At 66.2% G+C, this 22,648-nt stretch carries 21 protein-coding genes; 1 reads left to right on the top strand and 20 read right to left on the bottom strand.

Going from position 1 to position 22,648, the window contains the following annotated elements:
• Nucleotides 1-3 precede the first annotated feature (3 nt).
• The 3 genes from mobH to HMPREF2924_RS17385 form a co-directional block, all read right to left on the bottom strand.
• On the bottom strand, nucleotides 4-1,839 hold the full coding sequence (gene mobH / locus HMPREF2924_RS17395) for a MobH family relaxase (RefSeq protein WP_023083157.1): 1,836 nt from the start codon (nucleotides 1,837-1,839) through the stop codon (nucleotides 4-6).
• Nucleotides 1,840-2,041: 202 nt separating this feature from the next.
• Nucleotides 2,042-2,962 carry a nucleotidyl transferase AbiEii/AbiGii toxin family protein gene (locus HMPREF2924_RS17390; RefSeq protein WP_019486756.1) on the bottom strand — a complete coding sequence of 307 codons (921 nt, stop codon included), beginning with the start codon at nucleotides 2,960-2,962 and terminating at the stop codon, nucleotides 2,042-2,044.
• The gene (locus tag HMPREF2924_RS17385) at nucleotides 2,955-3,713 is read right to left on the bottom strand and encodes a type IV toxin-antitoxin system AbiEi family antitoxin domain-containing protein (RefSeq protein WP_017462895.1); all 759 of its coding nucleotides are present in this window, start codon (nucleotides 3,711-3,713) and stop codon (nucleotides 2,955-2,957) included. The genes HMPREF2924_RS17390 and HMPREF2924_RS17385 overlap by 8 nt, the downstream gene beginning before the upstream one ends.
• A 223-nt stretch (nucleotides 3,714-3,936) precedes the next feature.
• On the opposite strand from HMPREF2924_RS17385, the gene HMPREF2924_RS17380 reads away from it, so the two are divergent.
• Complete coding sequence (locus tag HMPREF2924_RS17380; RefSeq protein WP_031632010.1) at nucleotides 3,937-4,308, top strand: DUF3742 family protein; 372 nt, start codon at nucleotides 3,937-3,939, stop codon at nucleotides 4,306-4,308.
• 7 nt (nucleotides 4,309-4,315) lie between these two features.
• On the opposite strand, the gene HMPREF2924_RS17375 is transcribed toward HMPREF2924_RS17380, so the two are convergent.
• From HMPREF2924_RS17375 to HMPREF2924_RS17295, 17 genes are all read right to left on the bottom strand, one after another.
• On the bottom strand, nucleotides 4,316-5,839 hold the full coding sequence (locus tag HMPREF2924_RS17375) for a conjugal transfer protein TraG N-terminal domain-containing protein (RefSeq protein ID WP_023083160.1): 1,524 nt from the start codon (nucleotides 5,837-5,839) through the stop codon (nucleotides 4,316-4,318).
• Between the two features lie 15 nt (nucleotides 5,840-5,854).
• Nucleotides 5,855-6,208 carry a hypothetical protein gene (locus HMPREF2924_RS17370; protein ID WP_003140982.1) on the bottom strand — a complete coding sequence of 118 codons (354 nt, stop codon included), beginning with the start codon at nucleotides 6,206-6,208 and terminating at the stop codon, nucleotides 5,855-5,857.
• Nucleotides 6,205-7,611 carry an integrating conjugative element protein gene (locus tag HMPREF2924_RS17365; protein ID WP_023083161.1) on the bottom strand — a complete coding sequence of 469 codons (1,407 nt, stop codon included), beginning with the start codon at nucleotides 7,609-7,611 and terminating at the stop codon, nucleotides 6,205-6,207. Before HMPREF2924_RS17365 ends, HMPREF2924_RS17370 begins: the two co-directional genes overlap by 4 nt.
• Before the next feature lie 10 nt (nucleotides 7,612-7,621).
• Entirely contained in the window at nucleotides 7,622-8,566 is a 945-nt protein-coding gene (locus HMPREF2924_RS17360) for a TIGR03756 family integrating conjugative element protein (protein WP_023083162.1), read from the bottom strand.
• Complete coding sequence (locus HMPREF2924_RS17355) at nucleotides 8,563-9,000, bottom strand: TIGR03757 family integrating conjugative element protein (RefSeq protein WP_023083163.1); 438 nt, start codon at nucleotides 8,998-9,000, stop codon at nucleotides 8,563-8,565. Before HMPREF2924_RS17355 ends, HMPREF2924_RS17360 begins: the two co-directional genes overlap by 4 nt.
• 216 nt (nucleotides 9,001-9,216) lie before the next feature.
• Nucleotides 9,217-9,894, bottom strand: coding sequence for a hypothetical protein (locus HMPREF2924_RS17350; RefSeq protein WP_010792116.1), 678 nt, complete (start codon nucleotides 9,892-9,894; stop codon nucleotides 9,217-9,219).
• On the bottom strand, nucleotides 9,891-10,769 hold the full coding sequence (locus HMPREF2924_RS17345; protein WP_019486743.1) for a ComEC/Rec2 family competence protein: 879 nt from the start codon (nucleotides 10,767-10,769) through the stop codon (nucleotides 9,891-9,893). Before HMPREF2924_RS17345 ends, HMPREF2924_RS17350 begins: the two co-directional genes overlap by 4 nt.
• A 1-nt stretch (nucleotide 10,770) precedes the next feature.
• Nucleotides 10,771-13,017, bottom strand: coding sequence for a Mov34/MPN/PAD-1 family protein (locus HMPREF2924_RS17340; RefSeq protein WP_019486742.1), 2,247 nt, complete (start codon nucleotides 13,015-13,017; stop codon nucleotides 10,771-10,773).
• Between the two features lie 11 nt (nucleotides 13,018-13,028).
• On the bottom strand, nucleotides 13,029-14,189 hold the full coding sequence (locus tag HMPREF2924_RS17335) for a ComEC/Rec2 family competence protein (protein WP_019486741.1): 1,161 nt from the start codon (nucleotides 14,187-14,189) through the stop codon (nucleotides 13,029-13,031).
• 268 nt (nucleotides 14,190-14,457) lie between these two features.
• Nucleotides 14,458-14,952 carry a RadC family protein gene (gene radC / locus HMPREF2924_RS17330; RefSeq protein WP_003292123.1) on the bottom strand — a complete coding sequence of 165 codons (495 nt, stop codon included), beginning with the start codon at nucleotides 14,950-14,952 and terminating at the stop codon, nucleotides 14,458-14,460.
• A 195-nt stretch (nucleotides 14,953-15,147) separates the two neighbouring features.
• On the bottom strand, nucleotides 15,148-15,891 hold the full coding sequence (locus HMPREF2924_RS17325; protein WP_019485626.1) for a DsbA family protein: 744 nt from the start codon (nucleotides 15,889-15,891) through the stop codon (nucleotides 15,148-15,150).
• A gap of 13 nt (nucleotides 15,892-15,904) precedes the next feature.
• Nucleotides 15,905-18,793 (bottom strand): conjugative transfer ATPase, encoded by a 2,889-nt coding sequence (locus HMPREF2924_RS17320; RefSeq protein ID WP_023083165.1) that lies wholly within the window; start codon nucleotides 18,791-18,793, stop codon nucleotides 15,905-15,907.
• Nucleotides 18,793-19,227 carry a TIGR03751 family conjugal transfer lipoprotein gene (locus HMPREF2924_RS17315; RefSeq protein WP_023083166.1) on the bottom strand — a complete coding sequence of 145 codons (435 nt, stop codon included), beginning with the start codon at nucleotides 19,225-19,227 and terminating at the stop codon, nucleotides 18,793-18,795. The genes HMPREF2924_RS17320 and HMPREF2924_RS17315 overlap by 1 nt, the downstream gene beginning before the upstream one ends.
• A complete protein-coding gene (locus HMPREF2924_RS17310; RefSeq protein WP_023101506.1) occupies nucleotides 19,208-20,641 on the bottom strand; it encodes a TIGR03752 family integrating conjugative element protein in 1,434 nt (477 codons plus the stop codon). The genes HMPREF2924_RS17315 and HMPREF2924_RS17310 overlap by 20 nt, the downstream gene beginning before the upstream one ends.
• Nucleotides 20,631-21,545, bottom strand: coding sequence for a TIGR03749 family integrating conjugative element protein (locus HMPREF2924_RS17305; RefSeq protein WP_023083168.1), 915 nt, complete (start codon nucleotides 21,543-21,545; stop codon nucleotides 20,631-20,633). The genes HMPREF2924_RS17310 and HMPREF2924_RS17305 overlap by 11 nt, the downstream gene beginning before the upstream one ends.
• Nucleotides 21,542-22,234, bottom strand: coding sequence for a PFL_4703 family integrating conjugative element protein (locus tag HMPREF2924_RS17300; protein ID WP_019484551.1), 693 nt, complete (start codon nucleotides 22,232-22,234; stop codon nucleotides 21,542-21,544). The genes HMPREF2924_RS17305 and HMPREF2924_RS17300 overlap by 4 nt, the downstream gene beginning before the upstream one ends.
• Nucleotides 22,231-22,641, bottom strand: coding sequence for a TIGR03750 family conjugal transfer protein (locus HMPREF2924_RS17295; protein WP_019484550.1), 411 nt, complete (start codon nucleotides 22,639-22,641; stop codon nucleotides 22,231-22,233). The genes HMPREF2924_RS17300 and HMPREF2924_RS17295 overlap by 4 nt, the downstream gene beginning before the upstream one ends.
• Between the last annotated feature and the right edge of the window lie 7 nt (nucleotides 22,642-22,648).

The following is a 22,648-nucleotide window of genomic DNA, read 5'->3' as shown; positions in this document are numbered from 1 at the left end:
TGACTACGCCTGATCGTCGTCCTTGCCCCCAAGGGCTGAATCTTCGCGCTTTGCGGCCTCGTTGACGAGCCGCAGGTATGGGTTGTCTGGCGGCGTCTCCTGGAACAGCGCATCCGGGCTGGCGAGCAGGTAGCCGTGCAGCCGGCGCGACTTGCGCGGCCCCGTGACTTCGCAGGTCCAGATGTTCAGCCCGCTCGGCTGCTTGCGGTGCTGTCCCAGCTTCTCGAAGCGCTTCTGTACCCACTGCCACCCCTCCAGCTTCTCTTGCTTGGCCAGCGCGGCGACTTGAAGGTACTCCTGCGCGTAGCGCTGGAACACGCCGGGGCTGACGAGGTAGGTCGTACCGACGACGGTATGCACCAGGGCCTTGGCGTCGTTGATGATGAGCTTGCGCGTCTGGATGCTCTGACGCAGCCAGGCCATGAAGTGCGCCCCGGAGGGCTCCGCGCGATCCTGGGAAGGCGCGAGGCTCATCTGCGGCGGGGGCACGGTCGAAGGGGTCGGCTCGGCCTCGGCGATCTCCGGCGCTGTGGGTAGAGCGGTGTCGCCCAGCAGGTCGAGCAGCGCGGCCACGCCGGTGTCCATGGCTGCGGATGCGATCGGCGCCGTGCTCGCGGATGCAGCTTCGATGCCTTCGGCGCGCGGCCCATCGGCCACCGTTGTCGCCTGCGGCGTCGGCTCCGCCTGTTCCTCTTCGACCTGCACACGGCCTGCGAACGGCGCCGGCCGGTCGGCGGCATCCCAGATCATCGCCGGCGAGAGTTTCAGGAAGGTGAAGGCGTGCGACCAGCCGGCGTCGCTGGTGACAGTAGCCTTCCAGATCGCCTTGCCATCCGGCGTTGGCTGCACGATGCCGTGATCCTGCAGCACGTTGAACACCGCCGTATTGCTCGCCGGAATGCCGTCGATGCCTTGCGATAGCAGATGTGCGCGCAGCTTGTCGGAGACGGTCTTGCTCACCAGCCACAAGGCGTCCTGGGTCAGCCAACCGTCCGCCGGGCCGGCCTGGTTCAGCTTGAACGCTTCCTTGAGCAGGTAGCGCAAGCCGTCGAGCAATTTGCGTTGCAGAGCATGCTTGGGCGCCACCAGCGCCTTGCTGGGATCGCCGCCGAGTTCCTGGGCGACCGATGCCTGGTCGGCCTGCACGACCAGCTCGCCGAGCGTGCCGGCGTGCTCGTACTGGCCGGCCAGCACGTACAGCAGCGCGGCCCAGAGGTCGGGATAGCCGCTGAGCCAGTCGAAGATGTCCCGATCGAGAAGGCGCGCGTAGAGCAGCCCGGTGGCGGCGCTGTGCAGGCGGTACTCGCGCTCCTTTCGGTAACGGAAGCGGTAGGGCTTTCGCAGCGGGCCGTGCCAGGGATGCCAGACGCTGCCGTCGGCATGCTCGACGTGCAGATCGACCGCAATCTTGCCGATGTCGTGCAGCAGGGCCGCGTAGGCCGTGCCTGCAGTCCAGGCTTCGGCCTGGGCCGCCTGTGCCTCCGGCGTGACGCCCGCAGGCAGCAGGTATGACTGCCGCAGTTTCAGCGCATAGGCGACGATCTCCAGGCCGTGGTCCAGCATGCCGCCCGGATAGGCGTGGTGGTGGTTCTCGGAGGCCGGGAACTGCTGGACCAATTCGGCGTAGCGCTCCAGTGGGGCGAGGTAGAGCGTGGCGAACTGCCGGCGCGAGAGCGATGTGCGCTGCCAGATGTGTTCCAGCAGTTTCTGCCGACGCGGCGTGGTCAGCAGCGATGCGGCCGACTCCGGCCGCATCGCCCCTTTCGGAGTTTCGATGGCGGATGTGGGCGGTGTGCCGGCGGCGGGTGGCACCCTTTTGCGCTGGAACAGCGAGAGCATGGCGAACCCCGGATGACGGGCTGCTCGGGGCGCCTTTTGGCCTTTTCAGGATAGGGCCTTTCCCCTTGGCGCCCTTCCTTTGCCCCTTCCCAGCCCTTTGGCCTTTGTCGGAAGCTTTTGGGTATAGGGCCGCTGCTGCGCGGGTGCCACGATGAATGCGGCATGGGGCAATCCCGGCAAGCCGGTAGCTGCGGGATGTTCGTCAGCTCTGGCCCAAGCCGGTGTCGAGGGCGGCGGATTGCGCTGCGAAGTCGTCGGGACGGCGCTTGCGGAAGGTTTCGAGATTGGCGAGCTTCCAGCGCAGTGCCGGCAGTTGCGCGGCGTGCTGGCACTGCACCAGCGACCAGTCCGGTTCTGCGCGCGCCAGCCCGCTCAGAAACTGCTTGTGCGCGGTGCTCAGTCGCTGTGGCAGCTCGCGCCGCATCCTGGCGCGAGCGTCGAGCAGCGTCTCCAGGGAGCAGTCCACTTCGGTCATGCCGACAAAGGCCCGCTCGTACTCGCCGGCGATGTCCTTGTCGTTGCCGAACAGCACTTCGTGGGGCGGCCGGTTGTGGCCCGCCAGATAGATCACGAAGCACTCGACCATGCCGTCGCTGATGTCGCCCGATTCGTAGAGCTGCCACACGTCGAACAGGTCGCGGGGGTGCTGTCGATCCAGCGCGGCCACCAGCTTGCTGGCGTACAGCTCGTCCGGTGCCAGAACCGGCAGCTCGAACTCGACGCCGAACAGATCGCTGGTCTTGGCGCTCAGCGGCCGCCGCTCGACGGGCAGCACACTGCCGCGGAACACGACGTTGACCTCGATCTTCACCTGGCTGGCGTCGTTCTCGACGATCAGCTTGGTGTCTCCCAGGTCCTTGGCGCGAACCAGGCGTGTCTGCACGCCCAGTGGCGCAACGCGCGCGGCGATGGCGGCCAGCTCCTGGTTGATGGCTTGCAGCGCTTCGTCGCGCGGCGTCTGCCACGGGAGGTACACCACGTCGATGTCCACCGACAGGCGCGGCATGTCCCGCACGAAGAGGTTGATGGCCGTGCCGCCCTTCATGGCGAAGATGTCGTTGGCGAACACGTCGGGCGCGACGGCCAGCAGCAGGCGAACGGTGTCCGCGTAGGTCTTATCCATGAGGTCTCAGGCTCAGCAAGGTGCCGTCATCGAGCCGGCTCATCCAGCGCGTGTTGCTGCCGGTGCGAACCGGGTACTGCTCCAGCAGGGCATCGACGTCCACGAGGCTGGTCTCGCGCGCCCAGGTCAGGAACAGGCGCACGGCCTTCACGCTGGCGCAGCAGGACAGCAGTTGCCCGAGCAAGTCCTTGCGGGGGGAACGCAGTCCATCGAAGAGGTTGCGGGCCTCTTCGAGGCTCTGCTTGACGCCGGCTTCGTACAGCAGCTCCAGCACGGCACGCTCGGGGGCTGCCACCCGCAGATCCTCGGGCAGGCCAGGCGGCGTGGTCAGGGTCTTGCCGGCCAGCGCCGTGTCCGGCCAGTCGAACAGGCGGGCGTGGACGTAGCGGGCCGGAAAGCGCGAAGTGAACCAGGCCGGCAACGCGAAGCGACCGTCGCCCCACAGCACCAGCGCCTCCCGGCTGCCCAGGTTGTGCCGCACCCCCTGCAGGGCCAGGGCGCTCTTGCCGCCGACGTGCAGGCCGGGCACGCGCTGTTGCAGGAACTTCAGCGCACCGTAGACCCCGAACTCATCGTTCGGGAAGGCATAGACGCCATGGGCCAGGCGCACGAGCCACCCGCCGTCGGCATAGTGGGCGGCGAGCTGGGGCGACACCCCGAACTGGCTCAGGGTGGCAAGGTCGAACGGCGCCCCACGGGGGAGTCCCGCCTGCAGTCGCTTGATTACCTGGTGCCGAGAATTTCCATTCATGCTATAAAAATAACACAGAATCCAATCGACCCCTAGAGCCATTGCAAGAACGTGCAGGGAAAGTAGCATAAGGTTTGATTTATCGCTCAGAATCTAATCGACCTGCGGCCCGAGCCAACCCGGCTCTGCCGGCCGCAACCCGCCCTCCTGATCGCGGTCTATGCTGGAGGGCAGGCCACGACCGGCCGCTCCGCGAGGTGAGGCACCACTGAAGCCGAGGCATATGAGCATGAGCACCAACACGCACAACGGGCGCTGGAGCCACCGGCTGGGCCGGGGGGCTGGCCGTGCCTGGCGTGGATACCTCCGCCGCGAGCAGCGTGTCGCCGGCTGGCTGGTGACGCGCGGGGTGCCCGCGGGCGCGGCGACGGCGGTGCTCTGGATCGTCAAGCTCGCCGTGCTCGGTGCGCTGCTCTACTCCGCGTTCTGGCTGGCCCTGCTGCTTGCCTTTGCGGTGACTGCTGCATGGCTCGTGCAGCACGACGACTCTGATCAAGAGGAACCGCAACCCGAGTGGAGGGAAGGCCCCAACGGCTTCGGGCTTTATGACAAGAGCGACTGGCGCATCGACCCGCATGTGACCGACGACGACTGAACGGCGGTCACTTCTTCGATACGGCGCTCATTGCCATACCAGCGCCACGCCCCCCAGCGCCCTTGGCGTCCGAGGTGGCGGTGGACAACCCCTGCACGATATTTCCCGTGCGAACGCCTGCCCAAGCCAATGCCATGACCCAAAACGTCGGCAGCACGATGAACATCATCGCCATGACGAAGTTGAGCAGCATGTCGCCAAAGGCGTTGTTCAAGCCGATCAGCGGATCGAAGTTCGTGTGCGGCCTGTCGGCGCCAAACCCCCAGCCGTAGAGCGCGTCCAGGATCGTGCTGTCGATCCAGCGCGCGAGCTGGAACCAGAAGTCCACGAAGAACAGCGCGAACTGGACGCAGCTCACCGTCACCACCGTCTTCAGGTCGTAGGTGCCGATCAGCAGCACCAGCGGGATGCAGATGACGAGCGCCATCTTGAGCATCGTCAGCACCATCGGCAGCGCCTGGCGCACCACGTCCATCGCCGGAAAGAAGCCCAGCGAGCCGACGGTCAGCCCCAGGTCGCTCGCGCCGCGCGTGACGATGTTCGGCAGCGTCTTGTCGATCTGGCCGCCGTAATCGGTGTAGACGGCGCCCTGGTTCATCTTCTGCTGCCGCGGTGAGACGACGGCGCGGATCACCGAGTCATTGACCTCGCTCTGCGACAGGAAGCCCACCCAGCGCCCGATGCGGGTCAGCAGGTCCGGGTCGACCTGTGCCAGCAGCCGGCTGCGCAGTCCCTGGCCGCCATCGGCCCACCACTGCCGGCAGGACGGATAGCCGCCGCCGCTGTCCACCTGTGCCAGCCCCGCATCGCGGGTCGCGTCGTAGGGCCAGGCCGTGCGTGGGGTCTTGGCGCGATAGGTGTCATAGAAGCCGGGCGTGTCGAGGAAGTAACTCGACCCGATCCAGGTGACGTCGTTCATCTGCTCGTCGGAGAGCGTCGGCCGGTTCATGAACAGCTTGGCGCGCGACGGCCCGTAGCAGTCGTGCGTGAAGTCGGCGACCTCCTGTGCCAGCACCGGATCGTCGATGCGCGTGGCATCCACATCCATGCGAATCTGACGCAGGTCCGTGCCGCAGGGAATCGCTGCCACCGCGGAGCCCGTCACGGCTTTCGACAGCGCGTGCATGAAGAACCACCACACCGGCACCAGCGCGCTCTGGTCGTTGAGCGCCGTGTAGACGTTGGACCAGCCCGTGTCGTTGGGCAGCGGGACGTTGACCTGGCATTGCGCGGAGCGCGTGGTGTCGAACCTGATCGTGGCGAGATCCACCGGGATGAACGGGATGCCGGCGAACATGATGACCACGATCGCCACCCATACCCGGTTCTCGATGCGCATCGACGACAGCACGCCCTTGTTGCCTTCGTCCGCACCTTCGCTGCGGGCCTTGAGCCACTCCTGGATCACGATGGCCACGAACGGCAGCGCGAACACGCCGCTGGCCACGAGAATGCTCCAGATGCCGTTGTTGACCACCCAAGCCACCAGGGTCAGGTAATACTCCAGGTAGTCCGTGGTGTAGAGCGTCATGCCTGCCTCCCGGTCTCAGCCGTGCCGCAACAGTTGGCTGACTTCCAGCGCGACCACGGCGATCACGGCCGCGATCGCCGTGCGCAGCAGGCGCTGATGCGTCTCGCGGGACGGCTCCCGCCGCAACAGGCGCCGACGCATCCACCACCAGCCGTAAGCCGTCGCTCCGTAGAGGCACAGCCGCCACACGAAGAAGTGGCCGGCGTGCGCCTGCAGCCAGTGCTGCCAGCCCTCGACGCCGCCGACCACGTGGATGCCGGCGATGTTCACCGCCACCGCGGCGGCGGCCACCAGCAAGGTCCACAGCAGCGCCACGCCGACGCGGCGGTTGAACAGCCATGGCAGCCGCAGCCAGGCCAGCCGGCTCATGGCGTACCGCTCCGCGGCTTCTGGACTTCCCGCAGACGGTCGCGTGTGGTGTCGCCCTCGAAGACGCCGCGCGAGCCGGCCGCGCGGGTGCTGTGGCGCTGGATGATCGCCATCGCCGAGTTGCCGGCCAGCGTGCGGCGCAGCTCCAGTTCGGTCTTGAGGTTGTTGATCTCCTGCTCCAGCGCGCTGTTCTCCTGGTCGACCGCCTGCACGGCCAGCTCGTTGGCAGCGACGTTCGGCTCCTTCTTGCCGGTCAGCAACGTGCGTTGCAGCAGCAGGGCCTTCTCCAGCACGCTGGACAGCGCCGCCTCGGACGCGAGGCGCCGGCCCAGCACGTCCTGGTCGGGTTCGTCACGCAGGGCCTCGATCACGCCGCGGGTGATCGGCAGCGAGCTGCTGCCGGCTGCGTCGAGATTGGCCAGCGTCGTCGGCCGGGCGCCCGTCACCAGTTCCTGCAGCGCCTGCAGCTTGGTCTCGTACTCTTCCTGGATCATTGGCGTCAGCCCGACGCCAGGCGTGGTCTGGGTCTTCGTGCAGTTTTCGCAGGTGCGCTGCTCGCGTTCGCCCAACACGCGGGTCGCCCAGTCCGCGGCCGCCTGGGGCGACGACCAGGTCTGGCAGGTCAGGCGGTTGCCGCAGGCGCTGCGCGCGATCGACGAGGTATCGGTGGCGCTGCGCCCGTTGAGCAGGTTGTAGCCCGCGCGCGTCACATCGCCGACCACCTTGATCGAACTCTGACCGGAGCCGCCCGCGTTGCCGCCGCCGACCCATGGCACGCCGTTGTTCCCTTTGTTGGACTCGGCCCGCTCGATGGCGGAGACGGCGTCGGTGCTGCTGACCGCATCCCGCAGCGCCATCCCCTCGGCGAGCTGGTCCCAGCCGGCCTGGCCGCCGGCCATGTCCGCCATGCGATTGGCGATGGCCCGGCAGGTCATCTTCGAGCGGTCGAAATCCAGGCGCGCCTGCAGGATGCCGTTGGTGAGCAGGTTGTACAGGCCCGGGTCGGCGCGCTGGATGATCAGCGCCGGCAGCGAGGCCACGGCGCTGGTGGCGTTCTGGATCACGTTGCTCATGATCGTCTGGAAGCCGTTGGTGATGCCGTTGAGCTGGTTCTGCAGCGTCGTGGTGATGCTCATGTCGCCGCAGATCAGGTTGCTGTTCCAGCCGACGCCGACGCCGATGCTCTGCATGTTGCCGGCACCCCCCATCGACACGGCCCGGCCGCCGCCGATGCTGTAGAGCACGTCGTCGCCGATCACGCTGCCGCTGACGTTCACGCCATTGGGGTCGATGCGGGTCTGTGCCCAGGCGACGCCGACGACCAGCGTGATGACCGCCACGAGCAGCGTGACCCGCAGGTGCGGCTTCGCGCGGCGCAGGAAGTCAGGGAGGGAGGCGTTCATCGTGGGTTCCTCACATGAAATCGACGCTGCCGAGGAAGACCTGGCCACGGCGCCGGCAGCAGGAGTACGGCCGCCACAATGCCCAGGCGTAGTCGCCCTGCTGGGCCTGCACGCGGGTGCGGCTGTGCGGGAAGACCACGCAACTGTTCGAGAGCGTGGGCGTCAGCTCCTGCCACTTGCCCGTCGAGGCGTCGGTCTCCATCAGCGCGCCGGCCGGCCAGTAGCCGTCGCGGGCGTTGGCCAGCAGAGGCTGGTACACGTGAATCTGGTTGCGGCGCGTCACGATGTCGCCGGCGCGCTGCGCGACCACGGCGCCGCTCTTGTGGTCGTCGGTCTGGTGCAAGAAACCGCCGCGGGGATACACGTTGCCCCAGAGGTTCAGGCCGGTGCGCGTACCGATTTCGCGCCGGCCGGGGATGAGCGCTTCGGGGTAGAACGCTTCCGGGATGTTGTAGCGCCAGGCGATCGTGTCGAGCGTGCTCAGCAGATACGGCATGAAGGCCGTGCCCGCGCCTTCGCAGGTGTAGCCGGAGGCGCTGGCGAACTGGCTGAACACCATCCCGGCCGGATGGCCGATGACATCGGCGTTCTTGAACTTGGCGAGGTTGTTCTCGTTGTCGTGATTGGTCGTGCCGTCACCGCCAGCCTTCGCGGTCGGGTTAGGCATGCTCATCGCCCTGACTTCCAGCCACGGGTTTTCTCCGGTATTCGAGTAGCTAGACACCACCGCATCGGGGACGTAGTGGCGCACCTTGACGGAGGTGCGCACCGAGCAGCCGAAGGGCGTGCAGTACAGCCAGTAGCAGATTCCGACCACGCGGTATTCGAGGCAGTCGGGGGACAGCGCCGACGAGACGATGGTGGCGGTGTCCAGGGCGAACGTCGACGTGGCCGCGCTCAGCAGCAGCGAGGCGACGGTGGCGCGCAGGCGGCGGCATGCCAGCAGGAGGCTCATGGCTGCGCGCTCTGGTAGGCGTTGATGCGCGCGACGGCGCGGGACACGTCGGGCTCGCCGTAGACCACATAGCGTCGATCGACCACCACGGCGGGAATCTTGGCGATGCCCAGTCCCCAGGCATCCGCGACACCTTGGTAGGCGTGGCCGATGCGGCGTTGAAGGGCCTCGCCGCCGTCATGCAACCGCTGCCGCACCAGGGCTGCGGCCTGTTGCGGGTCGGCCGGCAGGTGCGCGGCGAGTTCGACCTTGATGCGCGTGGCCTGGTCCAGCTCGATGATCCGCACGCCGGCCGGGGCCTGCACCGGATGACGGCTGTCGGTGACGACGAGCACATCGGCGGCCCAGGCGGAGGGGCCGAGCAGCACAGCCAAGAGTCCGGCCGCAAGCAGGCGCCACTGCGCTACAAATGGGTTGGATATGGGAGCTGGCATGTCGAGCCACCGTGAAAACGATCAGGGTGGGTAGTCGACTCCAGGGGGGCGATGGAAGCGACTGTCAAACCGGAATCGGCACTCTCCGGTTTGACGCGACAACAGCAGCGAGCGTTATGGGCTGCTCAGGATGCAAAAAACGGGGAAGCTGGAAGCTCCCGTCAAGATCAATACGCTGCCATCTGGAGGACCTTGTGTACGAGGCTGCACCAGAACCTATCCATCAGCCTCCTTCTTCCGCGAGTTCGTCACTTTCCGGCTGGCATGCACGGCCAGCACGTTCTGCACGAAGCGGATGCCTGTCGTGCGCGCAGCGAATGCCGCGACCAGATATTGACCCAGGAACCAAGCGGTCGAGATCAGAATGCGAGGCGTATCCAACCCACTGAAATACATCACCGCGGGAACTATGGGCACGAGCAGCAGCGACATCGCGGCAATGTCGCGGAACAGCAGATAGTTCTTGTGGCTGTCCACGACCGAGGGGTCTGAATCGACCTGCTTGTAGAGGCCATACCACTTCGCGTTCTGGTCGCGTTCACCCACAGGGAACTCGCCGACGTTCTTTTTCAGCTTCGTCAGGTCGATGCGGTGATCCGCCGGCGCGTGCACGGAAAAGGCACGCGAACCCGGCAACGGATGCTTGCAGCGCCAGAATACGAGGATGGCCTTGTGGTCGGCCGAAATCAGCGACGAGAAGATCAGCACCGGGATCGGCAACAGTGCGGTCAGGCTGGCGCGAACGGCCGCCAGTCGAGTCGGCGTCAGATCCTCGATCGCGGTGTGGAAGGCAAGGACCAGAAGGACGAGAAAGTCCAGGATGAGCGTCGCCACCAGCCATGCGAGGTTGCGGCCCTTGAGTGTCTTGCTGCCGTAGTTTTTGGTGTCCCTCATCCATAGCACTCCGTATAGATGGTGAAATCGCCACGATCATTGACGTTGAATTGAATCCAGCCATCGCGTCGCGTCGTGAGCACACGGCGCTGTTTTCCAGTCGTGGCGACAAGAACTCCGTTCGGCCAGTGATCTATGACGCGCTGGCGATAGGTCTGAGTCATCCCCTGCGTATCATGGACGATTGCTTTGTCGGACATCACGATCGCTCGCGGGTGACAGTAGTCGAATAGCGCCCGGCAGTAGCCGTTCTCTCGGCCGTGGTGGGATGCCACGAGCACGGTCGTGTCGATGAGCTCAGCTCGAAATGCCGGCTGTTCGAGCAGCGCCAGCCATCCGTCTTCCTCAAGGTCGCCGGGAAACAGAATCTTGAATGGCCCGTACTTGAAGAATGCCACCATGCTCAGGTTGTTCGTGTCGTAAAAGGGTGGCGTCGAGTTCCAAAACGTCCGCACCGAGATGCCTCCCATACTCTCATCGAAGGGGACGTCCACGGGGTAGACGTAGCCAGCATGAATGTCCAAGTATCGTTCGATGTCCTCGGTCAGTTCGCCGCTGGCCTCCTTGATGATCCTCATGACTTCGGGTGACACGCTGCGATTGCGGAAGAACGTGGATACCGTGATTCCTTCTTTCCACAGGTTGTTCAGATCGCTGATGTGGTCGAGGTCCGCATTCGTCACGAACAGGTAGTCCAGAACGTTGCGCTTCAGGTAGTGCTTGATGTAGGTGCTCGGCTTCCAGCCTGTGGTGCTGTTGTCACCCGAGTCGATCATCGCCAGGCGCCCTTCCACGCCGTAGGCAGAGCGATGTGTGAGCATGGCGCAGGCGCCATGTTCAACGTCCCATATCTTCAAGATCATCTCGCCTGGCATATCACTGCACCGCACCTTGCAAGATTTGCAGGTCTTGCTCTCCGACGATGAGCTGAACAGCCGGCAGGCCGTCATCGGCCATGCCGAGTGCCAGATGGACGAGTTGCACGAGATCGTGCCGGCTCGGAGATGCGGAGTGGCCAGGCGGATGGCTATGCCATTCGCCGACGTAGCCGACCATGCCCGCGGTGCGCTTGGCGGCGTCCTTGACCGCTTCAGCAAGTCCGGCGACGCCACGCTCGAAGGAGTCGGGGCTGGCCTTGCTGTCGGAGGGCGCTGGCAAACCGGCGACGATGACAACAGCCTTGATGTTGAAATCGTAGTACCCGAGCAGCACGCCACCGGTTTCGTTGGGAAAGCTTTGCTGGCGCAAAACCCGCAACTGTTGTTCGACACCGTCGTCGATGTAGAGGTCAAGCTCACCCAGCGCGATACGCCGCTCGGGCACTGCTGGCACATCATGCACCTCGACGCCGCCACGCGCAGGATCGCGTTGCCAGATCCGAATCAGGGCATCCTCGCGCGCCACAGCGGCCTGGATCTGCTCCGCCAGCGTGCTTGCCTGGCCCAGGATGCGCGAGTAAGGCATCACGAGTGAGATGTCGCGGCAACTCGCCCCGCTCCAGAAGGTGCTCGCGTGGCCGTCGAGGTGGACTCTCCCCCAGTCCTGCTGGATCAGTGCGCGATAGTACTGCGCCTCCAGTGTGCGAAGCCGTTGCATCCGCTTCGCATCCTCGGCAAGCAGCACTGCAGCGTTGCCGTTCGGCGTGACGAAGACGGAGAAATGTCGCGGAAGGGTATCGACCACGCTGGCCGCTCGTGGGTATTCAAGTGTGGTCGAGGCGTCGATGGCCAGTGCGGCGCCGGCGAGCGCCTGTGCAACATCCGCCTGTGCAAAGTCGCAGCCATCAGCCACTACTGGGACAATCTCGGTCGCTCCTTCCATTGCGGCGGCATGTAATCCTGCGACCACCGTGGCCTTGGTCTCGCCAATGTGTTGCGCGTAGGCACCGTGCCGAGAGAGGTTGTGCGGCTTGATGTGATCCTTGTCGATAACCGTCCAACGTCCCCAGCCGCTGCGGCCCCATAGATTTAGCAGCGCGCTGCCGAGCGAGCCTGCGCCGACCAATACGCCCGCTGGCCCTTCTTCCGTGACCCCGGATTGACGCATCGCCGCCGTTCGGTCGTTTTGAGTCAGGACAGCCATGGGCAGGATGGGCTGCTCGCGCCATGCCGTTGCTGGTTGCTGGTTCAGCAGGTCCTTGTAGTACCGTTTTTCATGGACAAACAATGCACCGCAGGCGATGCCGAGTTCGAGGCCGCCAATCGGTACGAGGAATGCCCGATGCGCGACGCCATCGGGCTCGGCATCGACGCTTCGGCGAATGGGGATATGCAAGAGGATGATCGTGCCCTTGTCGTCAGCCGAGGCGGTCGTGCCTGCTTCATCGATGTCAGCCTGTAGCGCTTCCCGTAGAGGACCAATCAGGTCTACCTCGCGTCGTGCCAGTACATCCGCCAGTTGCCCCAGCGTTACAGGATCACGCTCGACGAGGCCGTGCACGATGGGGGGCAGCGCCAGTTCAATGTGCTTGGTCGTCTTGACACGCGGGGCGGTCTTCGCAATGGGTTCCAGAAAGCAAGTGAAACCGCCGTCAGGGCGTTCATGCCGGAGAACGATGGCGAAACGCAGAGCGGGATCTTTGCGGAGTTCGGTCAGATTCCACGGCAGAACGAGTTCGTACTTGCTGGCAAAGAAGAGATGCTCAACCGGCTGGTCCGCCGCGTGTAGCTCGCCTCGGGCGCTCTTCTCCAGCCACCACTGGATGCGACGAAGGAATGCTTCGGGCGTCCAGGTGCGCATTACCGCTCCGGCTGGCTCGAAATACAGGCATAGGCTCGCAGGGGTGCCGGGTACGCCTTGGTTCTGATGCATCAGGATCGGGAAGTCCTGACGCAGCGCCAACACCTCGATCAGCCTCTTGGGGTCATTGGGGACACACAGCGCCAAGCGCTCACGGTACCGGATGCCGACCGGATTCTTCGGCGGTACGTCGTCACACTCGACCTCCACGACGAGACATTCGAGCGTCGGATCGCCGTCAACGGGATGGCGGAGAATCTGGACAAGCGAATAGTCGCGCTGACGCTGGACCGCGCCAAACAGCGCTTTCGCACGGGGGATCGTTAGTTCGCTGGCGTCCTTGACCTCTACGACGTTAGCGAGCTCGTGGTACGCATCCGGCATCATCCAGCTCGTCAGCCTGCGCGCGGCGGAGTTGAGGTGATGATGGCCGGCGCGCCGATGGACGCTGAACGCTTCCAGGTAACGCCGCCGCTGGCAATCTCGAAAACGATCGGTTCTGGCTTGTTGGCGTTCGGCTCCTCCATCGTCACCAGAAACTTGCGTCCGCCGACTTCCTTCAAGTAGCGCTCGTAGGTGTTGCGGGCTTGGATGTGCGGTGGTTGCACTTGCTCGTAGGACTCCTTGATGTCTGGAATGGGCTTGCTGCAACTGACGATGTAGGCGTCGCGCTTCCCTTGGAGCAACAGTTCCTTGATCAGCGGCTTCGGCTCAGTCTCTTTGTCGCCTTTCTGGCCTTCCTCGTTGAGTGCCAGATAGCTGCAATGGTGCGGGATGTTGTACAGATCCCAGGCGAGGCGATCATCGTTCTTGTGGTACCTCGTCGTGCGGACGATGTCTTCCATTTCCTCCCAGGTGGCATCGCCCACTTCCAGGTAGTCGTAATACGCGCCATCTGCCAGGAAACGTACGTTGAACACCAGCGAGGCGCGGTTGCGGATGATGTCTCCTTCGTCACAATGCTTGATGAAAGGCGAGTGGCAGAAGAACTCAACCCCATCGCTGGCCAGCGAGAATCCGGGGACAATTGTGCCGGCGTCTATGAAGAGATGATCGCGCGCCGAAGCCGCTTCTCCCCGTTCTTTCAGTCGAGGTTCGAGCCAATCGGCGAGCGCCTTCGGCTTCGAGAACACAAGGATGTCCTTGCCTTCCAGTAGGCGGTGTCGCGCCTCTTGCCGGAGCAGTACAAACTCTTCCTGCTGATGGTCCTTGTCGGCCTCCTCCAGCAGCATGGCGGCTGGAACCCAAAGCTCCCGAATCTTGATCCGGCCTTCGCCTTGGTACTTCTTGGCATGCTGAAGCTCGAAGAAGTCGGTGCTGCCTTGGATGTGATCCAGGTCCGCATGAGTGAAAGCCACCACGTCGAAGTAGTCGCGATCGACTGCCTTCAGTTCGTCCTTGAGACGGGACTTCAGGTCGATTTCCGGGGTGTCGGTATCTTCGGCTCTATCGCGGTGGCAAAAGTCGAAGAGAACGCGGCGGCCGCCAGACAGGACAATCTGGGTGGTGTCCCCGTTTCCGACCGGGTAAAAGACAACCTTATGCACGTCTGCCACGGAGTACTCCTTGTTCAGGATAAGTGGCAGCTTTGCTATTTAGCACTCTACCACCGAGAGTGCTAACACTATATATACGAATCCACTGACGATCAACACACTATATGTAGATTGTCAAGCGAGGTGCGTCGCAAAAGGTGCGTCGTGCAGGCAATACCGCCTGAGTAGCTGGGTGACCCCAGTGGTCCGTCATTGGGACGCCACGGCCCCGCGTCCATCCCGGCTAGAAATTCCACAGGCGCCCCGGAAGGGACGCCTGCGGTGCGGACTACAACAAGCCGGCTTCGGCGAACGAGTACGGGCTGCCCTTGCCGACGATGAAGTGATCCAGTACCCGGACATCGACGGTGGCCAGGGCGCTCTTCAGCCGCTCGGTGATCGCACGATCAGCGGCCGAGGGCTCGGTGTTCCCCGAGGGATGCTGATGCGCCAGGATCAGCGCCGAAGCGTTGAGCGCCAGCGCACGCTGGACCACCACCCTCGGATACACCGAAGTCTGGTCGACCGTGCCCTTGAACAGCGGCTCGAAGGCGAGCACCTGGTGCTGGTTGTCGAGAAACACGACGGCGAAGATTTCGTTCGGCTCCGCGACCAGTTTCAGGCGCAGGTAGTCGCGCACGGCGGCGGGACTGCCCAGCGCTGGACCGGCCTTGAACACGCGGTTCTCCAGCAGGGTGATGGCCTGCCGGATGATCCAGTCTTCGTGCTGGGCGGCGATCAGGGTGAGCGACTCCGGGCGGGAGTCGGCGATGACAAGAGACATGGCGAACCTCCAATGGATGAGATCGGAGGGCGCCTGCCCCTGGAGGGCAAACCCTCCTGGGGACGATGGGGATGGAACGGGTGACGAGCGGGCATCCACCACCGCGGATGCGGTGGCCGTTCGCGTCAAGGGATGCGATGCGAACGGGTTTCGATCAACGCGGACGAGCCGCGCCGCAGCCTTGAAGATCGATGGCTACCTGGGCATGTCACCGGCACCGCCGGTGGGCATGTCTTCGGAATGGGCAGGTTCGGCAACGGTCGTACCGCTGGCGGCGAGCAGGTCGATGGCCGACAGCAAGGCATCACCTTCGACAGGCCCGTGCAGCAGGAGGGTCTTGCCGGTCTCGCGGTCGCGCAGTTGCAAGGCCGGTGTGGCCGCGATGCCCTGCTCCGCGGCTTCCACCGCCTGAGCACGGATGACGGCATCGGGGCGATCGCTCTCGAGACAGCCCTGCATGGCTGGCGTGAGCTCGGGATAGTGCAGGCTCGCCGGCACACCCTGCCCGTCGCCACGGGTGTTCGCGTAGAGCCACGCCACGGCCTGCCAGAACGTGGTATGTCCCCCCGTCTCGCCCGCGCACTCCGCCAGGCGTGCCCCGGCAGTCGCGGCCGGCTCGTGCATGGACAGCGGCAGGTGGTGCCACTGCCAGTTCACCTCGGGATGGGCGTCGATCCAGCGCTTGAGCGCGGGGAAGTAGGCCCGGCAGTACGGACACTCCAGGTCGGCGTACCCGACCACCGTGAAGCGCGCATCGGCACGGCCATACAGCCAGGGCGGGCCGGCCGGTTTCGACGCTTCGGACCCGGCGGCGGCCAGGGGCATGGACTCGGTTGCCGGTTGCGGCGCGCGCAGCAGCATCCACGAGGCCACCGCAATCGTCACCACGATCAGCAGACCGATCCGGGGATGACGGCGGGCGAAGGAAGGCATGCGCATCGTGTCGCTCCCGTCAGGCCAACGTGTCCAGCGCCAGCGGTTCGATGCCCCGCGCACGGTCGATCTTCTCGGCCACGCGGAAGGCGGCATCCAGCTCGCTGATGCCGTGCTGCTGCATCAACTGGAAGCGTTCGGCCTTCTCCTCGGGCTCGGTCATCGCCATCGCCAGGTAGAGGCTGGGCGGCACAGCGCGGAACAGCACTTCCATCGACTTGGACAGGATGACGCCCTCGCTGAACTTGCCGGCCTCCTTGCGTGCCGAGAGCATCAGCGCCTTCTGCGAAGCGTTGAGTTCGCGGAAGCGCGCGATCTTCTCGACTTCATCGGGTGGCATCGACAGGCAGATCCACCACTCGATCATGTTGAGCATGGGCTCGGCCGCTTTCGGCAAGTCGTCCAGGTTCTGCGTGGCGAGCCAGAACCAGGCGCCGAGCTTGCGCCACATCTTGGTGATCTTGACCACGTAGGGCGCGAGCAGCGGGTTCTTGGTGATGATGTGGCCTTCGTCCGTCACGTTGATGATCGGTCGGCCCAGGAACTGGTCGCGCTCGGCGATGTTGTTGACGGTGTTGATGAGCGAGATGTAGGCAATCGAGAGCTGGGCGTTGTAGCCCTCGCGCGCGAAGGTGGCCAGGTCCACGATGGTGATGTCCGCCTCGGGCCACGGCGTGCCGGACCGGTCGAACATCTCGCCGTCCACGCCCTGGCAGAACATATCCATGGCGTCGGCCATCTCCAGCAGCCGTGCGCGCCGCATCTCCGGCAGCGTGGCGTCGCGGGCGCGCTCGCGCAGTGCCTCGCGCACATCGCGCGTGAGCACCGTGCGTCTGTCCGCCACGCAATGCTGGGCCGCATCGAGAATGCACTGGCGGATCAGGCTGCGGTCGGCGCGCGTCATGCGCGCTTCTTCCTTGTCCTCGCCGCCGGTAATCATCAGCCGTGCAGTGATCTCCAGCTCGCCGAGCACGTCGCGCTGCTCGTCGCCTTCCACGGCCATGCCGGCATCGGTCTGGTCTTCGTCGAGCGCATCGGCGTCCAGCGTCTGTACCTGGCTCGGCGTATCGACCAGGCGCCAGGCGTCGGCGAACGGCGCCAGACTGACGCCCGCGCCCGGCGCGAGCTTCACTCGATGCACGGTGAGACCCAACCGTGCCGCGAAGTCGCCGAACAGGCCGAAGCTGTTGCCCGCCTCGACGATGAACAGGCGCGGCCGGTAGATCGCCGTCACCTGGTTCAGGATGTTGTTGAGCGTCGCGCTCTTGCCCGAACCCGTGGGGCCGAACAGGAACAGATGCGCGTTCATCTGCCGGTCGAGGCGGTTCAACGGATCGAAGGTGATCGGACCGCCGCCTCGGTTGAAGAACGTGATGCCGGGATGCCCTGTGCCCTGGCTGCGACCCCAGACCGGGGCCAGGTTCGCCGCGTGTTGCGCGAACATGAGTTGGGTGTACCACTGGCGCTTGTCGGCAGCCGGATCGAACACGCACGGTAGCCAGCGCAGATAGCTGTTCAGCGGCGCCACCTCGTCCTCTTCGCGTACCGGTTGCAGGCCGGCGTTGAGCATCACGTTGACGAGCTGCAGGCCGCGCGCATCGAGCTGGGCCAGGTCGCGGCCGCGCAGGTAGAACGCCAGCGCGCCACGGTAGAGCTTGTGCGCGCTGCCGATCAGCCCGCGCGCCTGCTGCACGTCCTGCCGGGTCTGCTCCGAGGCCAGGGTCTCGCCGACGGCCTTCCTGGCGAGGTGGTTGAGGTGCGCCTCCAGTACGTCCTGGGGTGTGGCGACCAGCGTCAGGCACATCACCGTATCCTCGGGCATCTGGTCGAACAGCGCGTTCATGGCATCGCCGCCTTTGCGCGTCTCACCGGTCAGATGGCCGGTCGCCGGCGGCGTGCGCAGACGATCCATCACGATCACCCGATGCGGCATGCCATCGAAGAACCACAGGCCGTTGGGCACGTCCGAACGTGGCTGGCCGAAGAACAGGCGCTGCGCGAAGTCGGTGCCGCTGGCGAGTTCGATCTCGCCCTCCTCCCGCTCTTCCGGGTAGCGGGTCAGCGCGTAGAAGCGTTCCCGATCTTCGGCAGTGGCGCCGAGCAAAGTCGGATTCGGGTTGAACCAGCGCAGCAGCCAGGCGTGGATGTCCGCCGCGCCGAGACGCCGGGCTTTCACGCCGGCATTCGCCAGCCCGCCGACGAGGCGGTCGCAGATCGTCGTCAGCGCCTGCTCGGGCGACTGGCCGCGCCGCGAGGCCGGGGCCGCGGACGTGCTGCGGTAGACGACCATGCGCACGCGCCGGACCTGGCCGCGCCAAGGCAGGCGCGTCACGGCAGTATCCTCGAACAGGCCACCCGGCTTGGCGATGGCCCGCAGGTGATGGGCGAAGAAACGCAGGTAGAAGTCGCTGAATGCGCTGCCTTGCGCACGCGGCTGCAGATAGTTCGCCAGGGAGCGCAGATAGTTGTCCCAGTTGGCCTCGTCCTGGGCGTAGAGCTGCACCACCCAGGGGTTGTCGTCCAACTCGTCGAAGGAGTCCTGCAGGGCGTTCTCCAGCGCATCGCGCGCCTGCCACAGCCAGGCCATCTCGCGGCCCTCGGTGCCGACCGGCGCCAGCTCGAAGAAGGCCGCCACCGACTGGCCATCTTCCAGCAACATGCACTTGCTGCCGGGCAGGTACTCGACCCAGGGCAGCAAGTCCGCGAACGACGGCGCGACGCCATAGAGCGCATCGTGGTCGGCCTGGGTGGCCGGCCTGCGCCGGCCCCGGCCGAGCGCGCTGCCCGGCTCGGCGACACCCTGTGCCACCAAGGCCGCCACGTGCCGTGCCCAGGCATCATCGGTCGCATCCACGGCGTCAGCAGGCGATGCGTCGGGCTTGCGTGACCACGGCAGCGACCAGGCCATCAGTAGTCCTCCACGCGTTCACCCGGCATCGCGTACTGCACGCGCTGGTAGAGCGGGAACACCGTGCTGTAGCCGGGCACCGGCACCGGGTCGGTGCCCGCCAGGTGCGGGAACACGTACATCACCAGGTCGGGATTCGGCAGGCGGTGGAACTGGCGGTAGATCTCGTTCTGCGCGGTACGGGTGTAGCGCGCCTGCACGCCGGGCGCCGCCTGCACATCGGCATCGGCCAGCGGCCGGCGCAGGCCCTGGCGCGCATCGAGCAGTTGCCGCGCGGCCTGGCCGCCGCCCGCGCTGCCGCCGGTCTCCTGATGCCAGATGTCGAGCATGGTGCTGTCGCCGTGTGGCAGCAGCTTCTCCTTGCTGGTGGCGCAGCCGCCGAGCAGGGTGGCCGCCAGCAGCACGGCGGCCGCGTCAATCCAGATCCGAGGCATGGGCTTCTCCGGTGCGGTGGTGGACCCGACGCCCCTTGGCGTCGTAGTCGATGTCGAGCGGCTGCTCCAGATGCACGGCCACCCTGGCGCCGGGCTGCACGTAGACCGCCGCGAAGGCCTGGCCGTAGAGCTTGTTGACCCAATCGGCCATGTCGCGCACGCCGCCCGCGAGGATGCGGCCCATCGCTTCGTTGCCGCTGATGCCGACGGTGCCCAGCGAGCCGTTGCTGTTGGCGACCACGGCCACGCTGCCGTTGTCGGACTTGATGAGCGAAGCGGCGCCGGCGCCGGCCGCGGTGATGAGTGCCTGGCTGCCCAGGTACTGCTGGGCGTTGCTGCGCCGCTCGCCGCTGACGCACGGAATGCCGTAGGGGTCGCTGATCCAGCCCAGGCCGCCTTGGATGCTGGCGCCGTTGTGCCCCGAGTTGCCGCCGCTGCTACTGCCCTTGCTGCTGTCCTCCGGCACCGTGCGGATGGTGCCGTCCTGGAACACGAACGTGACCGAGCGGATTTGCCCGCGCACGCACGAGAGCGTCCAGTCGCCCGAGGCCGTGCCGCTGACCACGGCGCCGGCCACGTCGGGGATGTCGATGCCGTTGGCCGTGAGGTTGTCCGGGCCGATCAGCACCTTGAACGGGTACGGGTCGTTGACGGTTCCATCGATCGGCACGCGCCCGATCAGCGCCGTCATGGCAATCGACCCCATGAGCGTCGAGTTCGACGGCACGGTGTAGACAGCCTTCGTGGATGCGCCCACGGCGCGGCTGCCGACGTCGGCGACGGATTCCACTGCGGCCGACAGGCTCTTCTGGGCCGGCCCGAAGCTCAGGGGAAAGCTCGGCTCCTTGCTGCCGTTCTTGGCGTCGACCTTGGCATCGTCGGGCTCGACCCACTGCGTGCCACCGACGCCGCGGTTGAAGCGCTTGCCGTCACCCTCTTCCAGTCCCAGCCCGACGGGCAGGTCGGACGGGCCACCCTTGCCGGAAAGACCGTCCAGTTGCCGCTGCAGATCCTGCAGCAGCCCCTGGGCCTGCTGCCTGTCGCTGGCCACCTGGTTACGCTCCTGCTCCAGGCGGTTGCGTTCGCCTTCCAGCGCGCTCTGGATGCGTTGGTCGATCGCGCTTTCCCGGGCACGCAGGCGCTCGTTCTCGGCCTTGTGCTGCTTGTTGTCGCCGAGCGCGCTTTGCAGCTCGGTGCGCAACTGCTTCACCTGGGCCACCAGCGTGGCGACGGTATCGCGCGGCGTGTCGCCTGCGATGCCCAGGGCTTTCATCTCCTCGGGCGTGAGCGTACTGGCCGCGCCCTTGGGGGCGGGCTGGCCGCCGGGGGCGCCGGAGAACAGCTTGATGCCGACGAACACCAGCAGCAGCGCCATCGGGATCAGCAGCCACTTGAGCAGCGGATTACTCTTCATCGCGCGCTCCTCCGGTCGAACCGGCCGCAGCGGCCGGCGGCAGGTTCACGGTGGCGTCGATCGGGCTCAGCGCCGGCAGCAGCGACTCGGCCAGGCCGTGGCCGCGCGTGACCAGGTAGAGCACCGTGGTGTCGGACGCGGTGCCGGCCGGCCCCAGGTTCGGATGCTGGAAGGTCGCCGCCACGAAGTTCCCCTGCAGGGCGCGCGGGTCGAGGTCGAGCCAGCGCGCCGAGGTATTGGTGAGCCGCACGGCCGTCACCCACTGGTCTTCCAGGCGCCACGCGGCCAGTGCCCGCGCATGCACCGGCAGTGTCGGCAGCAAGGTGTCCAGCGCGAGGCCGCGGCGCAGGTTTGCGCGCCCGATGCCGGCGACCGGCTCGACGGTGCGCAGCGGCGCGTACAGGTTCTGCGCGGCATGGCGCGTCAGCACGACCGATACCGGCGTTTCGCGCCGGGGAACGGATTTGTCTGCGGGCGCATCGGCCTGCTCGTCCGCGCCACTTGCTGCACCGCCGCCGTAGCGCTTCGCGGGGGCCTCCGCTTCCACGATGCGCACCGGCTCCAGCGGCGCCTGGCCGTCCTTCGCCGGCTCGGCGGCGATGTCGAGCAGGATCAGCGCGCCGGATTCCACGTCCTGCAGTTGCAGCCGCGTGGGCGGAATCGGCTCGCTCGCCCGCAGGTAGATCGCGCCGCCCGCACTCTGCACGCGCAGATGGTCGCCGACGCTGGCCGGTACGCCGACGCGCACATTGCGGTCGATGAAGACCACGCGCTCCTGGCCGACCACCAGCGGCACCGGCAGGGGCAGCCGCTCCCAGCGCAGGATTTCCACGGCCTGGCTGGCCGGCACGACACCGAGGATCAGCAGGACGCTGGCCAGGGCCGACAAGGCAACGGGCTTCATGGGGAGTCTCCCTGCAGGTGGCCGGGGGCGTTGGCGGGCACGCCGGCCTGGGTCGGCGTCGGCGGCGGTTCGATGCGCTGGGGTGCGCTGGCGTAGCAGTCCAGCGCCAGGCCGAAGGGGTTGCGCTCGGGGTCGATGTCCAGCCGGACGACCTTGATGGGGTAGCGCACCAGGGCGCGCTTGACCTGCTCGGAGCCGTAGTATTCGTCCGCGCTCACGTCGAGCGTGACGATCCAGTCGCGGTCGGAGACCACCTTGACGCGCGTGGCCGGATCATCGCCGTAGCCGCGGCCGGGAATCTCGTAGATGCCGCGCACGCGCTGACGCAGCTCGCCACTGGCGCGCCGGTACTCGTAGTCCTGCTGCAGGAAGGCCCGGCAGCCCGGCGTCAGGTAGGCCGACAGCGCGCGCAGGTTGCGCGGATAGTCTTCTTCGCCGTTCGTGGGCCAGCGCTGCACCTGCTGCCAGATGTAGAACGAGAAGGCATACACGCTCTCGGGCGGCACGTCCCACCACTTGCGCGTGCTGCCCGAGCGCAGGTCCGGCGGCACATGGATGGTCAGACTCTTCGGCGCACTCCACCAACCGAAGCCGAGCAGCAGCGCCACCACGAACAGTGCGCCGGCCCCCAGACGCAGCGTCTTCACATGCGCCTGCAGGTGCGCAACCTCGTTCCTGAAACGGCTCATGGCGCCCCTCGATCGGCGTTGCGCCGGGTCGTCCAGTAGCCCGAGCGGGTGATGAGGCGCCGGCCGCCCAGGAGCGCTGCCAGCGCCGGGTGCCGCAGGGCCAGCCGCCACTGGAGCTGCCGGTACAGCCAGGTGTCGGGCCGGCCGCGCTTCTGCGCGCGCAGGAAGCCACCGCCGACAAAGACGCCCAGCGCGATGCCGGCGACGATCAGCGTCGGCACCATGGCGATGCTGTGCGTGAGCCAGGCCAGCGGCAGGCCGAGTGCGAATCCGGCTGCGGCCGACAGGCCGGCGCAGATCCACAACTCGTCGGCGGTCAGCCCGCGCACGACCACCGGCTGGCGATTCAGCCGGTGCGGCAGGAAGCTCACCAGCGTGTCTTGCGGGGTCTCCGAGGGGACGGCCATCGCTTGC

Origin of the sequence: Pseudomonas sp. HMSC063H08 (genome assembly GCF_001813645.1) — a bacterium.
Classification (GTDB): Bacteria; Pseudomonadota; Gammaproteobacteria; order Pseudomonadales; family Pseudomonadaceae; genus Pseudomonas; species Pseudomonas aeruginosa.
The sequence above is the reverse complement of the archived record's forward strand: the minus strand, read 5'-3'. Positions and strand labels throughout refer to the sequence as shown.